A 14,313-nucleotide genomic window follows, 5' to 3' on the forward strand; every position below is an offset into this window, starting at 1 on the left:
GTCAATGGGGTGACTACGGCGTCACCGGGAGCAGGGTGGGCCGCTTGGCCTGCCGCCCGTCGCCGGACGAGCGGCCGCGCAGACGGCGGACGAGCCAGGGGCCCAGGAAGGTGCCGGCCCAGCGCAGTTCGGTGCCGACGGCGCGCAGGCGCGAGCGAGCGGCCTCGGGCGGCAGCGGCCGGGTCCAGCTGTCGTCGCTGCCCGGCAGGTCGAGGGCGTGGGCGACCGCGGCGGCGATGAGGGCGTGGCCGCGCGGGCTGGCGTGCAGGCGGTCCGCGCTCCAGATCCGGGGATCGGTGACCACCGGATACGGCGAGGAGTCGACCACCACGACGCCGTGCCGCCGGGCGGCCTCCTGGATGCGGGAGTTGACGGCGACGACCCTCGGAGCGAGCGGCCGGGCCAGTGGGGCGATTTGGCCGATGTCGGGGAAGGTGAGCGTTGCTACGCGGGCCCCCTGTGCGGTGAGCGCGGCGAACATGGCCTCCAGATGACCGGCCACCTCGTCCGCGTCGAACCGGGGCCGCATCACGTCGTTGAGCCCGGCGACCACCGTGGCGAGGTCGGGCTTCAGCGCGAGGGCGGGCGCCAGCTGCTCGGCGTGCACCTGCCCGGCGAGCCGCCCGCGCACGGCGAGGTTGGCGTACAGCAGGTCCGGGCTGCTGCGGGCGACCTGCTCGGCGAGGCGGTCCGCCCAGCCGCGCAGGCCCCGCACCTCGTCGCCGTCGCCGAGTCCCTCGGTCTGGCTGTCGCCCAGGGCGACGTATCGCAGGTATCCACTGTCTGCCACGGGTCGACCGCCTTCCGCCCGCACCGCGCACCGGGTCAGCCTACTAATTACTTATTCGCATTGTTGACTATACGGGGGCGGGCCGCCCGATGCCATGGGGATGCCGCAGCGGTACGACTCCGATGCAGCGGCCGTCATGGTCCAGCAGCCGCCCCATGTGCTTGACCGTGCGCAGCACCACCGAACGGTCGGCGACCGTGAGGCGCGGGAGCTTGCGGGCGAGGTGGGCCTCGAAGGCGTGGACGTCGTGCAGGTCGCGCAGCCAGACGTCGATCACGAGGTTGTGCGGTCCGGCGGTGATGGAGCAGGAGCGGACCTCCCGCACGCCGGCCAGCACCCGGCTGGTCTCCTCGACGTACTGGCCGGGCACCGAGGCGAAGTAGACGGCGGACAGCGGCCAGCCGGACAGGGGCCGCGCCAGGTCGCAGCGCAGGCTCAGCCGCGAGGCGAGCAGGGACTGCAGTCTGCGGCGCACGGTGGTGAGGCTGGTGTCGGTCGCCGCGGACAGGTCGCGCAGGGACATGCGCCCGTCGGTGCTCAGCAGTTCCAGGAGGCGGGCGTCGATCTCGTCCCACTGGATGTCGGCGGGGCGCGCGGGGATGCGGGTCGCGGCCAGCGCCGCCTCGATGCGGGTGCTCTGGGCCTCGTCCAGGCTGCGCAGTCGCCAGCGGCTGCCCTCGGTGGGGACGCCGGTCGACACATGGGTGCGGGTGGCCCGTACGCCTGGCGTCCGCTGGAACATGGACGTGGTCAGCCGGGCCAGCCCGTCGAGGCTGCGGGCCTGCACGGTCGCCACCAGGTCGCGCCCGCCGGCCGTCAGCTTGAGGTTGGCCACGGCGGGGTCCGCGGCGAGCGACTGCGCCACCTCCTCGACGACCCCCGGCTCGGTGTCGACCTCGACCGTGCCCGTGACCACGACCCGGGTGTCGGACACCCGCGGGTAGGCCGTCACCCAGGCGAGGCCCGTCTCCTCCAACCGGTGCCAACGCCGGGCCGCGGTCACCGGGTTCACGCCCAGCACCTCGCCCACGAGGGTCCATGGCGCCCGGGGATAGATCTGCAGGGCGTGCACGATGCCCCTGTCCAGCTCGTCGAGTTCCGCGGCGGCACAATCCTGCACGCCCATGGGCGGCGCTTCTCTGCACGCGCCCGGCGAATCCGGCGGGAAACCTGCATCGTCACACCAGGTTTTCTTCCGCATTCCACACTCCCTTCGCCTGCTGCCGACGACGGAGGAGTGACCGCACCCCATGACGGATACCACCACCCGGACCGCCCTCAGGGTCCACCATGCCCGGCTGATCGACGGCACGGGCTCGGCGCCCGTGGACGACGCCGTGGTCACCATCGATGCCCAGGGCACCATCACTTACGCCGGCCCCGCCGCGACCGCACCCCCGGCCGACGAGGAACGTGCGGTCGACGCCGGTGGCCGCACCGTACTGCCCGGCTTCTTCGACTGCCACGTCCACCTCGCCTACGCACAGGGCTCGCCGCCCGGCCGCCGCGCCGAACTGGACCCGGTCCTGGTCACTCTGGACACGGTGACGCGGCTGCGCCAGACCCTCGACGCCGGCATCACCACCGCCCGCGACCTGGGCGGACTGTCGGCGGGATTCCGTACGGCCGTCGAGTCCGGGCGGATCGTCGGCCCGCGGCTGCACACCGCTGTGCGGATCATCAGCCACACCGGCGGCCACGCCGACGTACGCCTGCCCGACGGCACCGATCTCAGCGCCGGGATGTCGGAGATCGCCGACGACACCACCGCGGCCCGGCTGGCCGTGCGGCGGGTGCTGCGCGACGGCGCCGACCTGGTGAAGGTCTGCGCCACGGGCGGCATGGGCAGCCCGTACGACGACCCCGACGACGAAGGACTGCTGGAGGAGGAGATCCGGGCCGTCGTCGACGAGGCCCGCCGGCACGGGGAGAAGCCGGTGGCCGCGCACGCGCAGGGCAACGCCGGCATCCTCAACGCCATCCGCGGCGGGGTGACCAGCATCGAGCACGGCTACGGCCTGGACGAGCGGGCGCTGGACATGGCGGGCGAGCGGGGCGTGTTCGTCGTGCCGACGCTGTCCACCGTCTACGCGGGCATCAACAAGGACACGATGCCGGACTACCACTACCAGAAGAAGGTCCGCTGGTCCGGGGCCACCAAGGAGAACATCGCGCGGGCCATCGAGTACGGTGCCCGGATCGCGCTGGGCACCGACGCCGCCGTCGGCCCGCACGGCGTGAACCTCATGGAACTCAGTTATCTGGTGGACCTCGGTATGGAACCCATGGCCGCCATCGTGGCCGGCACCCGCACCTCCGCCGAACTCCTCGGCGTCGCCGACCGGCTGGGCACCCTCACCGCCGGCCGCACCGCCGACCTGATCGTCTGCGACGGCGACCCGCTCGCCGACATCGGCGTGCTCGGCGACCCCGCGAACATCGTCTGCGTCGTCCAGGACGGCGCCGTACGCAAGGACCTCCTGCCAGCGACCGAAGGGCGGATCTGATGTCCTCACTGACCGACCTCCCCGCCCCGGCCGGCAAGTCCCCGGACAAGCAGCGGCCCACCGGAATCGACCGTGTGCTCGCGCTCATCGAGCGCGCGGGCAACGCACTGCCCAACCCGATCGTCCTGTTCACCGCCCTGTTCGTCATCCTGGCCGTCATCTCCACGGCGCTCGCGCTGGCCGACGTGCACGTCACCGTTCCCGGCACCACCGACACCAAGCCGATCACCGGGCTGTTCACCGGCGAGGGCGTGCGCTGGCTGACGGAGAACCTCGTCACCAACTTCGCCACGTTCCCGCCCATCGCCGCCGTCCTGCTCATGATCATGGCGGTGGGGGTCGCGGAGAAGGCGGGGCTGCTCGAGACCGTCATGCGGGCCACGCTGGCCCGGGCACCGCGGGCGCTGCTGCCGTACCTGGTGGCGCTGGTCGCCTGCCAGGCGCACATGATCAGCGACGTGGCCGCGATCGTGCTGCCGCCGCTGGCGGCCGTGGTCTTCAAGAGCGCCGGGCGCCATCCCGTGGCCGGCCTGATCGGCGGGTTCGCGTGCGTGGGCGCGGGCTATGCGGCCGGGTTCACCATCGGCTCGCTGGACGCCCTGTACATAGGCATCACGCAGCAGGCGGCCTCGGTGCTGCCGGCCGCCAAGGGCCTTGATCTGAACCTGCTCATCAACTACTTCTTCACGGCCTCCAGCAGCCTGGTCCTCGGCCTGCTGGGCGGCTTCCTCATCAGCCGCGTCCTCGAACCGCGCCTGGGCACCTACGAGGCCTCCGACGACGAGCCCGAGGAGCAGGACCTCACGCTCACTCCGGTCCAGCGCCGGGGCCTGCTGCTCACCGGTCTCGTCGTCGTCCTCTACGTCGGCGGCGTGCTGTCGCTGTGGCTGCCCGAGGGGGCGCCGCTGCGGGGCGAAGGCGGGGCGCTCGTGCCCTCTCCCCTGCTGACCGGGATCGTCCCGGTGCTGTTCGGCGCGTTCCTGCTGGCCGGGCTCACCTACGGGTTCACGGTGAAGGCGCTGTCGGGCTCGGAGGGCGTGGTCACGGCGATGACCGACTCCGTGAGGAACATGGCGGGCTACATCGTCCTGATGTTCGTCGCCGCGCAGGTCATCGCCCTGTTCAACTGGTCCAACGTGGGCGTCCTGTTGGCGGTGAAGGCCGCGGCCGGGCTCGACGCGATCGGACTGACGGGCTTCTGGGCGCTGGTCGCCTTCGTCCTGCTGGCCTCCTGTCTCAACCTGTTCATCGTCTCGGGCTCCGCGCTGTGGTCGCTGGTCGGGCCGGTGTTCGTGCCGGCGTTCATGCTGCTGGGCATGAGCCCGGCGCTCAGCCAGGCCGCGTTCCGCATCGGCGACTCGGCCACCGGGATCATCACGCCGATGAACCCGTACGTCTTCCTGCTGCTGGCCCTGCTGCGCCGCTACGAACCGGAGGCCCGGCTGGGCACGCTCATCGCCCGGCTGTCGATCTTCACGGTGCCGTTCCTGGTGGTGTGGCTGGCGATCCTGGGCATCTTCTACGGCTTCGACCTGCCGCTCGGGCCCGGGGCGCACATCGGCCTCCCGTGAGCGCGGACGCCGCGTTACGCGGCTGCCGCCCATTCCAGTACGACCTTGGCGAACTCCCCGGGCAACTGCTCGGGGAGTGGCACGTGGCCGCCGGACAGCACGCGGGTCTCACAGCCGAGGGCGGCGGCGAACCTCTCCAGCCCGGGCAGCGAGTAGTGGTCGCCGGGGGCGCAGACGGCGAGGGTGCGGGCGGTGATGTCCGGCAGGCGGCGGTCCATCTCGTAGCCCCGCACCGCCACATGACCCTCCTCGACGCGGTCCAGGACGGTCAGCGCGTCGACCATGAACCGGTTGAGGGCGGCCTCCTGCCCCTCCTCGTAGAAGCCCCGCCGACGGTTCCACAGCTCGACGAGGTGCGAGCCGTCCGGCCTGGGGTCGACGTGGTCGACGGGCTTGCGCTCGGCTGCAGTTCGGCGCTTCTCGTCGTCGATGAAGGGGGTGGCGGAGAGGAGGAGGCTTGCCACGCGGTTCTGGAGGCGGGCGGCGAGTTCCACCGCGATGACTCCGCCCGTGTGGTGGCCGACCAAGTGGAAGCGTTCCAGGCCGAGTTCGTCGACCAGTGCCACGGCCGCGTCGGCGAACCGCTCGATGGAGTGCGGTCCTTCCGGCTTGGCGGAGGCGCCGAAGCCGAGGGTGTCCATGGCGATCGCCCGGCACTCGGCCCCGACCAGGGGCAGCACGTCGAGGTACTCGGTCCAGGAACGCGGGGTCTGATGGAGCATCAGGACGGGTTCGCCGGTGCCGCACTCGACATAGTGCAACTGGCCGAAGTCGCTGGGGACATAGCCTTTGTGCAAGGTCATCGGTCGTTCCCCTTCAGGTGGGTCAGTACGGAGGTGCCGACGGCCTCGATCAGGTCGGCGGGCGGGTCGTAGGAGCCGACGTGCTGGAGGAAGACGCCGGTGACGCCGCTCGTCTCCAGAGCGCGGAGCCGGTCGGTGATCTGGTCGGCGGTGCCGAACAGGCAGAACTCCTGGGCGAATCGCAGGGCGGCCTCGTCGCTGATCCAGGCCGAGCAGATGTCCACGGCGGCCTTCCAGTCCTCGGCGTGGACGAGGTCGGGGTAGACGCCGGGGACCGTCGCCGGCACCTGGACGTCGATTCCCGCGAGGGCGAGGAAGGGTGCGCCGCCGTTCTGGGCGATGGAGGCGCAGATGGGTTTGATCTGGCGGGCCTCGGCCGCGATGTCGTCGGTCACCGCGCAGAACGCCGAGACGGTGAGCGGCGGTTGGGCCGTGCGTCCGGATCCCTCGGCGCCTTCGCGTACCCGCGCGATCGCCTGCGCGAGGGTCTTCGGTGAGACCCCGCTGAGCAGGATCACCCCGTCGGCGATCTCTCCGGCGAGGCGCAGGTTCTTCGGGCCGCTCGCGGCGAGGTGCAGCGGCACCTCGGGTCGCGGGTCGCGGAGCCGTGAACGGACCTTGCCCTCGAAGTCCCATTCCTCGCCGTGCAGTAGGGCCCGCAGCATGCCGATGCCCTCGCGCATCGCCGCCGAGGTGGTCTGGCGCAGTCCGATGGGGCCGACGGAGCTGTTGCCCACGCCGAGGCCCAGGGTGAACCGGCCGGGGGCGAGTTCGGCGACGCTGCGCGCGGCCGAGGCGACGACGGCCGGGTGGCGGGTCGCGAGGTTGGTGACGGCGGTGCCGAGGCCGATCCGTTCGGTGCCGAGGGCGGCGGCCGTGAGGGTGGTGAACACGTCCCGCCACAGCAGCTGGGAGTCGGGGAACCAGACGTCGTCGAAGCCGAGTTGCTCCGCCCGACGCACGGTTTCGACGATGCGGTACGCGCGGTCGCAGGGCGGGACGCGGATGCCGACGCGCAGTGCGCTCATCGGGCGCCCAGCAGCGGGGTGTCGACGCCCACCGGTCCGAGGCCGCTCGCTCCGCCCGGGGTGCCCAGCGGCGTCGTACGACCCGGCAGGGTCTCTTCGAAGAAGCGGCGGTTGTCGGTGCGGTGCTCGGGTTCGGCGAGGCGGTCGACGGTGATGGCCTGTTCGGGGCAGGCGGTCTCGCAGGCGCCGCAGTCGATGCACTCGGTCGGGTTGATGTAGAGCTTGCGCTCGCCCTCGTAGATGCAGTCGACCGGGCATTCCTCGACGCAGGAACGGTCCATGATGTCGACGCAGGACGAACCGATGACGTAGGCCATGGTGTTGCTCAGTGCTCCTTCTCGGTGGAGTGGCCAGGGAAGAGGGCCGCCTCCGGGTCGATGACGGTGGCCGCGTTGTTCACCGCGGTGGCGACCTCGCCGAAGCCCACGGAGATCAGGCGGACCTTGCCCGGGTAGTCGGTGATGTCGCCGGCGGCGAAGACGCGGGGCAGGTTGGTCGCCATGTGGGTGTCCACGGCGATCTTCCGGGCGTTGAGGGTCAGGCCCCAGTGCTGGAGGGGGCCGAGGTCGGCGATGAAGCCGAGGGCGGCGACGACGGTGTGTGCCGGGAGCAGGCGGGTGGCCCTGGTGGTGCGGTGGCGCAGCTCGACCTGTTCGACGTTGGCGGTGCCGTGCAGGGCGCTGACCTCGGTGTCGGTGATGATCTCGATGCCGAGACTGCGGACCTTCTCGACGCTCGCACGGTGGGCGCGGAAGCGGTCGGTGCGGTGCACGAGGCGAACCGAGCGGGCGACGGGGGCGAGGGTGGCCGCCCAGTCGAAGGCGCTGTCGCCGCCGCCGACGACCACCACGTCGTGGTCGGTGTGGTCGGCGGGTTCCGGTACGAAGTAGACCTGGCCGCGGCCCAGGTAGTCCTCGCCCGCGGGCAGCGGCCTGGGGGTGAAGGTGCCCACGCCGCCGGTGATCACGACCGCTCCGGCGCGGACCACGGCGCCCTGGTCGCTGCGGACGACCGGGCTACCGTCGGGGTCGTGGGAGAGTTCGGCGGCCCGGTGGCCGAGCAGGTAGCGGGGGCCGTACGGCTCCGCCTGCGCGACCAGGTTCGCGACCAGGTCGCGGCCGCGCACGGCCGGGAACCCGGCGATGTCGAAGATCGGCTTCTCGGGGTACATGGCGCTGATCTGGCCGCCGCGCTGGGGCAGGACGTCCATGACCGCGACGCGCAGCCCGCGGAAGCCGGCGTAGTAGGCGCCGTAGAGGCCCGCGGGGCCGGCGCCGATGATCAGGATGTCCGTCTCGATCGTGCGCGAGGGGTCGTCCGTGCTCGTCGGCACGTCGGTGAGAACACTCATGACCCGGGAGCGTAGGAACGGGCCGGGTCCCGACAAATGGTTTCGGTCCGGTGGGCGGGACGGTTCGGTGGGCGGGACGCTTCGCTTAAGCGGCCGGGCGTGCGCTGGGAACGTCGGCACCCCAGCTATTTCGCATCGCAGGTTTTCCGCCGCTCGGAAGGACACCACCCATGCGCATGAACAGAAACGGCAAGCGGGCCGCCGTGACCGCCGCCTGTGCGACCACGCTCGCCCTCACCGCGGCCTGTACGGCGGGGACCACGGACTCGGCGGGCGTGGCGGCGGCCGGGAAGCCGACCGTGCGCGTCGCCCTCGGGGTCGACGCCTCGTACGCCCCGTTCTATCTCGCCGAGGAGCGCGGGCTGTTCGAAAAGGCGGGCGTGAACGTCGAGTTGGTCAAGACGGAGGGCGGCCCCGCGGCCGCCGAGGCCGTGAGCGCGGGCACCGCGCAGATCTCGGCCAACGCCGACTCGACCGCGCTGCCGCTGATGGTGACCAACCCGCGGCTGCGGGCGCTCGGCGTCTTCCAGTCCTCCGACCGCTATCTCAAGGTGGTCCTGCGCAAGGGCGTCACCTCGCCGAAGAAGATCAGGACCATGGCGTCGATCGGCGGGCTCGGCCTGTACGCGACGCACGAGTACCTCAAGCACAACGGCATCGACCCGAAGTCCGTGAAGATCCTGCAGAGTTCGGCCCCGGAGATGCCCGGCATGCTGGAGCGGGGCTCGATCGACGGATACATCCTGTTCGACCCGTGGGCCGCCAACGGTGTCGCCGGGGGCGGCCATCTCGCGGGCAAGATCGGTGACTTCGGGGTGCGCTATGCGCAGTGGCTGCTGACCGACCAGAAGTGGCTCAAGGACAACGAGGACACCGCCGGGAAGGTCTTCAAGGCCGTGGCCGAGGCGGACAAGCTCGTCACCGACGATCCCGCAGCCGCGGCGGAGGCGTCGAATCAGCAGGCCGAACTGCCCGTCGCCCAGACCGAGAAGGTGCTCCCGGAGATCACCTTCGCGTCCCGCGGCATCAATGACAGCGACTTCACCGAATCGAAGAAGATCGTCGACTTCCTGCTCGCCCAGAAGCTCATCAAGAAGTCGCCGGACCTCAACACCGTTCTGCTCAAGGGCTGGTACGAGCAGCACGCCGGGTGAGCTCGACGTGCCCTGTGACGCAGGGAGCGCCGTCGTCCTTGAGTACGGAGACGTCGAGCGTGACCCGCACTCCCCCGTCACAGGGCTCGGCGGCACCGACCGTCGCGGTCCAGGTGAGCTGCTCGCCGGCCACGGCGGTGGCTTTGTTGCGCCAGCTCACCGACTCCAGACTCGCGCCTGGCCCGGCCCACTCCAGGGCGTACCGGCCGAGCATCTCGCCGTGCAGCGTCGACTGCACTACGACACCGGAGTGGCCCTCGGAGGCGGCGAACTCGGCGTCGTAGTGGATGCGATGGGCGTTCCAGGAGACGGCGCTGAAGCGGAAGAGCTGGACGTGGGTGTGGGTGTAGCGGCGGGGCGGACAGACCTGTCCGGCTGCGGGCGCAGTCATGCGGCGGCCCCACCTTCTTCTTCGGGGACGGCGTCTAGCACGACGATCGTCTCGTCCATGACCATCAGTTCGTCACCGTCCGGCGTCGTGAAGCGGGTGGAGACGCCCAGCAGGACGAACTCCCCTGATCTGCCCCGCCGTTGGTCCACCGACGTCACCGCCCGCTGGGCCGTCACGCGGGTTCCGGCGACGGCCGCCCGCAGCAGTCGTACCGACTGGCCGCCGTGCACCTGCCGCACCGGCAGACCCTGGGTGCAGGGTGATTCGCGGGCCGCCAGTCCGTCGGGGCGCAGTTCGTCCTCGGCCGGGCCGTCCTGCCAGCTCATCGTTCCGGCGAGGAAGAGCGCGGGTGCGACGACGGGCTCCCCGGCCGCCTCCTGCGCGCGGGCCCGGCGGATGTAGTCGACGTCGTTGAGGGCGGCCGCGTACCGGCAGAAGTCCTTGACGGACAGCACCCCGCAGTCCTCGCTCTCCCACTCCCCGATCAGCTTGCGGGCCCTGGCGAGCACCTCGTCGAGGGCCGCGCTCACCGCAGGGACCGGCTGATGCCCAGGGCCGCGGTGCGCAGGGCGACGGCGTGACCGGAGGGGTCCATGCGGTAGGTCGGCGCGGTGATGGACAGCGCGCCCACGAGGCCGCCCTGGCTGCCGCGCACCGGTACGGCCATGCTGCTGTAGCCGAGGCGGATCTCCTCGGCCTCCACGGCGATGCCCTCCGCGCGGATCTTCTCCAGCTGGGCGCGCAGGCGGCCCGGGGAGGTGACGGTGTGGCGGGTGAAGGGTTTCAGCCCGTTGCGGACGACATCGGCGAAGAGGGAGGGCGGGGAGAAGGCGAGGATGGCCTTGCCGGTGGCCGTGCAGTACAGCGGCAGCCGGCCCGCCACCCGCGACTCCTCGTTCAGGCCGCGGTGCGGGAAGATCTTCTCCAGGTAGACGACGTCCAGGCTGTCGTGGATGGCGAAGTGGATCGTCTCCTGGGTCGCAAGGAGCAGGTCTTCCATGTACGGCTGGGCCACCTCGCGCAGGATGCGCTGCCGGTGCACGCGCTGGCCGATCTCGAACAGGCGCAGCCCCAGCCGGTAGTCGCAGCCGTCCCGCTCCAAGAGCCCCCAGACGACCAGTTCCTGCGCCAGCCGGTGCACGGTGGCCTTGGCCACGCCGGTGCGGCGCACCAGCTCGGCGAGGGAGAGGCTGGCGTCCTCGGCGGTGAAGGCCTCCAGGATCGGTCTGACCTTGCCCAGGACCGAGTTCATCGAGTCGGGGCCGGGGGGTTCCTCCCGGGGGACCGCGGATCCGCGCGGAATCGCGGATCCGCGCGGTACGGCAGGTGCTGTGTCGGCACGGCCGACCTCGGTGACGGTCATAGGAAGAACCTCCCGGTCAGTCCGTTGTCTGCCTCACAACTCGGCGGTTGGCTGGATCTGGCCCCTACACGGAACCATGGGCAGGCGATTCGGGAAACCCCGTCTCACGAGACCCCGGCAAGAAACGCCAGGCTGAGCGGGTTGTACAGGTCCGCCTTCTCGTGCTGCGGCCAGTGCCCGCACTCGTTGAAGATCTCCAGCCGGGCGCCGGGGATCGCAGCGGCGATGGCCTCGGCCTCCGGGACGTCGCCGAAGGGGTTCTTGTTGGCCCACACCACGAGCGTGGGCGCCTTGATCCTGGCCATGCGGTCCGGGCGGAGCAGGTTGCGCTCCCGGGTGTCGACCTCCTGCAAGGCCAGCAGGTTGTGCAGGTTCCGCTGGAACTCGGGCCGGTGGTAGATCTCGTAGCGGACCTGGGTCAGCTCGTCGCCGAGGTCCTCGTCCCACTCGGCCCACAGCAGCCGCAGCCGGTCCCGGGTGAGGGAGATGTCGTCCTGCAGTGCGGCGGCCCGCGTCAAGGTCTTCAGGCGCTCCATCACCGCCGGGTTGACCTTCGTGCCGCCCATGCAGAGCAGTTGGAGCGAGGCGACCCGGTCCGGGTACTCGCTCGCCGCCCAGGACGACACCCAGCCGCCCAGCGACTCGCCGACCAGGTGCGCGCGTTCGGCGCCGACCGCGTCGAGGTAGGCGATCAGGTGCTCGACGTATGCCGGGATCTCGCCGGGGCGGTCGGGCTTGCCGGTGTAGCCGTGGCCGAGCATGTCGACGGCGTGGACGCGGTAGCCCGCCGAGGCGTGTGCCGGGATGTTCTTGACGAAGGCCTCCAGGTGGCCGGTGGTGCCGTGCAGGAACACGACGTGCTCGCCGTCCTCGGGGCCCGCCTGGAGGGCGCGGGTCCGGATGCCGCCGGCGTCGACGTAGGCGTGGCGGAAGTCGATGCCGGACAGTTCGGTCCAGATGCTCATGCGTGCCTCTCGCTGTTGTGGTGTGCGGGGTCGAGGACGGCTACGGCCATGCCGGTCAGCCACTCGGGCAGGGGCTCGTACACCAGTCGTCGTGCGGGGGCGTGGTCGAGCAGGGCGGCCGCGAGCAGCCAGGTGCGGATCTCCTGCGCGCCGTTGCCGGCCGTCTTCTCGAGCTCGTCGGTGCTGTACTGGGTGACGAGGTGGGCGTGTCCGCGTTCCAGCAGGGACAGGAACGCCTCGTCGAACTCCGGGTTGATCGCGGCCTCGGCGGCGCGGATGATCTCGCGGCGGCGGGCGTCGTAGTCCTGCCAGTTCTCGCGGCCGTTGAGCCAGGCGCCGACCATGAACTCCTCGTCGTCGCCGTGCGGTTCGCGCCAGTCGGGCCAGGGCAGGCGGTGCGAGAGGCCGCCGGAGCCGATGACGGCGACGCGACGGTCCTCGGGGAAGGCCAGCACGGCTTCCCTGATGGCGCGGCCGAGTTGCTCGCAGCGCTCCAGTGTCGGCAGCGGGGGTGCGAAGACGTTCACGACGAGCGGCACGATCTCCACGTCGAGGCCGTCCAGGAGGTACTGGATCGCGTGCGACTGGCCGTGGTCGATCTGCAGCCTGGCGGAGAAGGCGATGTCGAAACGGCCGCCTTCCACAAGGGAGTTGGCGATGTACTGGGCCAGCGGGACATCGACCGGCTGCGGGCCCTTCGGTGTGCCGGACTCGCCGCTGGCGATGCACTCCCCGACGCCGATCGTGAAGCTGGGGATCAGATCCAGCCAGAAGCCGCGGAAGTGGTTGGAGCCGACGAGGATCACCGTGTCGGGGCGGGCCGCGGCGAGTTCGTCGCGGGCCGCGCGCAGGGCTTCGCGGAAGCGTTCGGCGCGGTCCTTGTGGAGGGTCTGCTCCCAGTGGGTGTTCATCAGCGTGCTGTGCGAGGCGCCGACCCCGAGGACGATCTCGGTCATGCCGGGGCTCCTTCCGGCTCCGTGCGGGAGCGGGTGACGGTGTCGACGGCCGTGCGGATCAGGTGGCGGGTGAGCTTCTGCATGGCCCGTACGGACACGGTGTTCATGCCGCGTGCGAAGTCGATGTCGAAGGGCGCCTCGGTCACCTTCGGCATGCCGACCCGCACGCTGGGGATGCCGCGCCCGCGCAGGATGTTGGCGTCGGTGGCGCCGCTGTTGCCGCGGATCACCTCGTGCGGACGCCCCTCGAAGGCCTCCCAGGCGGCGGACGCGCTGCGGAAGATCCAGTTGCCGGGGTCGGTTCGCGTGCCGGGGATCGCGAGGATCATCTCGGCGCTGATGTCGTCGAACGGCAGCTTGTCGAGGGCGGCGAGGAACTCCCGCTTGGCCTGCATCGGCGTCGTGTCCGGGCCGATGCGCAGGTCCACCCGCAGCGTGCAGGCGGCCGGGGTGACCGCCGCCATGCGCGGCCAGCCACCCTGCACGGAGGAGACGATGCCCTGCGGGGCGACCGTGCCGTCGGTGTGGCGCTCGGCGTACTCGACGAACCACTCCTCCAGGTGCCGGGCGACCTCGCCGGCGCGGGCGATGGCGTTGTCGTACGGCAGCCGGTGGCGGGAGCCGACGTAGGTGTGGGTGCCGGGGACGGTGACCTCGAACCAGACCAGGCCGACCTCGTCCCAGGAGACGGTCCAGCCGGGCTTGGCGATGACCGCGTAGTCGGTCCACACGCCCTGCTCCAGCAGGAACGAACAGCCCGCGCCCTGGCCGGTGTTGAGCCGCGGACTGCCCGGACGGGCGTTGGTGGGCATGCCGCCCGCGCCGAACGCGGCGACCAGGTCGCCGGTGAGCGGGATGCCGGCGAGGGCGATCGCCTCGGCGGCCATCATCACGCACGCGGCGTGGCCCTTGGGATTGGAGGCGCCGAGGCCGGTGACCAGGTCGTCGTAGACGGTGGCCTGCGGGCGCATGTCGTCCCTCAACTCCGGGCCGATCCACGGGAGATCCTCGCTCTCCTCGCCCACGGTCAGGGTGTCGATCGGGGCGTAGAGCATGAGGTCGGGTCCGGTGCCGTCGCCGTCGAGGCGGGCCCAGGCGTTGGCCTGGCGGTCGTCCAGGGGCTGGATGGCGGAGCGGCACCCGGCGGCCTTCAGTGACTCCGCGATGTGCGCGGCGAGGGGGCCCTCGTCGCCGGTCGGGCTCGGGATGTCGACGAGCCCGATGATCAGCTCGCGCAGCCGGTCGCCGGTGACATGCCGCCAGGCCTCCTGGGTCCAGGTGGCGCGCTGTGTGTCCAGTCCGGCGAGGCCGTCGCCGCTCACTGGTTGATCCTGTGGACCTGGGTCATGGTGGTGCGCTCGAAGAGCTTCCTGGCCCGGGGCAGCCCGATCGCGAGGGCGACTCCGGCCAGCAGGGTGAGCAGGGTGCGGCGCA

At 71.3% G+C, this 14,313-nt stretch carries 15 protein-coding genes; 3 read left to right on the forward strand and 12 right to left on the reverse strand.

Going from position 1 to position 14,313, the window contains the following annotated elements; translation table 11 throughout:
• Positions 1 to 13 precede the first annotated feature (13 nt).
• Together ACFY1L_RS41975 and ACFY1L_RS41980 are read right to left on the reverse strand one after the other, a co-directional pair.
• Entirely contained in the window at positions 14 to 790 is a 777-nt protein-coding gene (locus ACFY1L_RS41975; RefSeq protein ID WP_388837222.1) for an SGNH/GDSL hydrolase family protein, read from the reverse strand.
• Positions 791 to 857: 67 nt separating this feature from the next.
• Positions 858 to 1,916: an Lrp/AsnC family transcriptional regulator gene (locus ACFY1L_RS41980; RefSeq protein ID WP_388837225.1), complete on the reverse strand. Its 1,059-nt coding sequence runs from the start codon at positions 1,914 to 1,916 to the stop codon at positions 858 to 860.
• A gap of 124 nt (positions 1,917 to 2,040) precedes the next feature.
• Here ACFY1L_RS41980 and ACFY1L_RS41985 point away from each other — a divergent pair, with 124 nt between their 5' ends.
• Both ACFY1L_RS41985 and ACFY1L_RS41990 read left to right on the forward strand, forming a co-directional pair.
• Positions 2,041 to 3,297, forward strand: a complete 1,257-nt coding sequence (locus ACFY1L_RS41985) for an amidohydrolase family protein (protein ID WP_388837228.1) — start codon at positions 2,041 to 2,043, stop codon at positions 3,295 to 3,297.
• Positions 3,297 to 4,868, forward strand: coding sequence for an AbgT family transporter (locus ACFY1L_RS41990; protein WP_388837231.1), 1,572 nt, complete (start codon positions 3,297 to 3,299; stop codon positions 4,866 to 4,868). Before ACFY1L_RS41985 ends, ACFY1L_RS41990 begins: the two co-directional genes overlap by 1 nt.
• Positions 4,869 to 4,882: 14 nt before the next feature.
• On the opposite strand, the gene ACFY1L_RS41995 is transcribed toward ACFY1L_RS41990, so the two are convergent.
• The 4 genes from ACFY1L_RS41995 to ACFY1L_RS42010 are packed head-to-tail and all read right to left on the reverse strand — an operon-like array spanning position 4,883 to position 8,050.
• The gene (locus tag ACFY1L_RS41995; protein ID WP_388837234.1) at positions 4,883 to 5,671 is read right to left on the reverse strand and encodes an alpha/beta fold hydrolase; all 789 of its coding nucleotides are present in this window, start codon (positions 5,669 to 5,671) and stop codon (positions 4,883 to 4,885) included.
• Complete coding sequence (locus tag ACFY1L_RS42000) at positions 5,668 to 6,699, reverse strand: LLM class flavin-dependent oxidoreductase (protein WP_388837237.1); 1,032 nt, start codon at positions 6,697 to 6,699, stop codon at positions 5,668 to 5,670. The genes ACFY1L_RS41995 and ACFY1L_RS42000 overlap by 4 nt, the downstream gene beginning before the upstream one ends.
• On the reverse strand, positions 6,696 to 7,016 hold the full coding sequence (fdxA, locus tag ACFY1L_RS42005; protein WP_388837240.1) for a ferredoxin: 321 nt from the start codon (positions 7,014 to 7,016) through the stop codon (positions 6,696 to 6,698). The genes ACFY1L_RS42000 and fdxA overlap by 4 nt, the downstream gene beginning before the upstream one ends.
• Before the next feature lie 8 nt (positions 7,017 to 7,024).
• Positions 7,025 to 8,050 (reverse strand): NAD(P)/FAD-dependent oxidoreductase, encoded by a 1,026-nt coding sequence (locus ACFY1L_RS42010; protein ID WP_388837243.1) that lies wholly within the window; start codon positions 8,048 to 8,050, stop codon positions 7,025 to 7,027.
• A 170-nt stretch (positions 8,051 to 8,220) separates the two neighbouring features.
• Between ACFY1L_RS42010 and ACFY1L_RS42015 the strand changes: the two genes are divergently transcribed.
• Positions 8,221 to 9,204 (forward strand): ABC transporter substrate-binding protein, encoded by a 984-nt coding sequence (locus tag ACFY1L_RS42015; RefSeq protein WP_388837246.1) that lies wholly within the window; start codon positions 8,221 to 8,223, stop codon positions 9,202 to 9,204.
• On the opposite strand, the gene ACFY1L_RS42020 is transcribed toward ACFY1L_RS42015, so the two are convergent.
• The 6 genes from ACFY1L_RS42020 to ACFY1L_RS42045 all read right to left on the reverse strand — a co-directional run bounded on the left by ACFY1L_RS42020 (position 9,173) and on the right by ACFY1L_RS42045 (position 14,201).
• Positions 9,173 to 9,595 (reverse strand): acyl dehydratase, encoded by a 423-nt coding sequence (locus tag ACFY1L_RS42020; RefSeq protein WP_388837249.1) that lies wholly within the window; start codon positions 9,593 to 9,595, stop codon positions 9,173 to 9,175. The two genes, ACFY1L_RS42015 and ACFY1L_RS42020, sit on opposite strands and share 32 nt — an antisense overlap.
• Positions 9,592 to 10,125, reverse strand: coding sequence for a MaoC family dehydratase N-terminal domain-containing protein (locus ACFY1L_RS42025; protein WP_388837252.1), 534 nt, complete (start codon positions 10,123 to 10,125; stop codon positions 9,592 to 9,594). Before ACFY1L_RS42025 ends, ACFY1L_RS42020 begins: the two co-directional genes overlap by 4 nt.
• Positions 10,122 to 10,958, reverse strand: a complete 837-nt coding sequence (locus ACFY1L_RS42030; protein ID WP_388837255.1) for an IclR family transcriptional regulator — start codon at positions 10,956 to 10,958, stop codon at positions 10,122 to 10,124. The genes ACFY1L_RS42025 and ACFY1L_RS42030 overlap by 4 nt, the downstream gene beginning before the upstream one ends.
• Positions 10,959 to 11,062: 104 nt before the next feature.
• Positions 11,063 to 11,923 (reverse strand): alpha/beta fold hydrolase, encoded by an 861-nt coding sequence (locus tag ACFY1L_RS42035; RefSeq protein WP_388837258.1) that lies wholly within the window; start codon positions 11,921 to 11,923, stop codon positions 11,063 to 11,065.
• Positions 11,920 to 12,879, reverse strand: a complete 960-nt coding sequence (locus ACFY1L_RS42040; protein ID WP_388837261.1) for a catechol 1,2-dioxygenase — start codon at positions 12,877 to 12,879, stop codon at positions 11,920 to 11,922. The genes ACFY1L_RS42035 and ACFY1L_RS42040 overlap by 4 nt, the downstream gene beginning before the upstream one ends.
• The gene (locus ACFY1L_RS42045; RefSeq protein WP_388837264.1) at positions 12,876 to 14,201 is read right to left on the reverse strand and encodes a M20 family metallopeptidase; all 1,326 of its coding nucleotides are present in this window, start codon (positions 14,199 to 14,201) and stop codon (positions 12,876 to 12,878) included. Before ACFY1L_RS42045 ends, ACFY1L_RS42040 begins: the two co-directional genes overlap by 4 nt.
• Positions 14,202 to 14,313: the final 112 nt, after the last annotated feature.

It is taken from the genome of Streptomyces sp. NPDC001663, assembly GCF_042893105.1.
Lineage (GTDB): Bacteria > Actinomycetota > Actinomycetes > Streptomycetales > Streptomycetaceae > Streptomyces.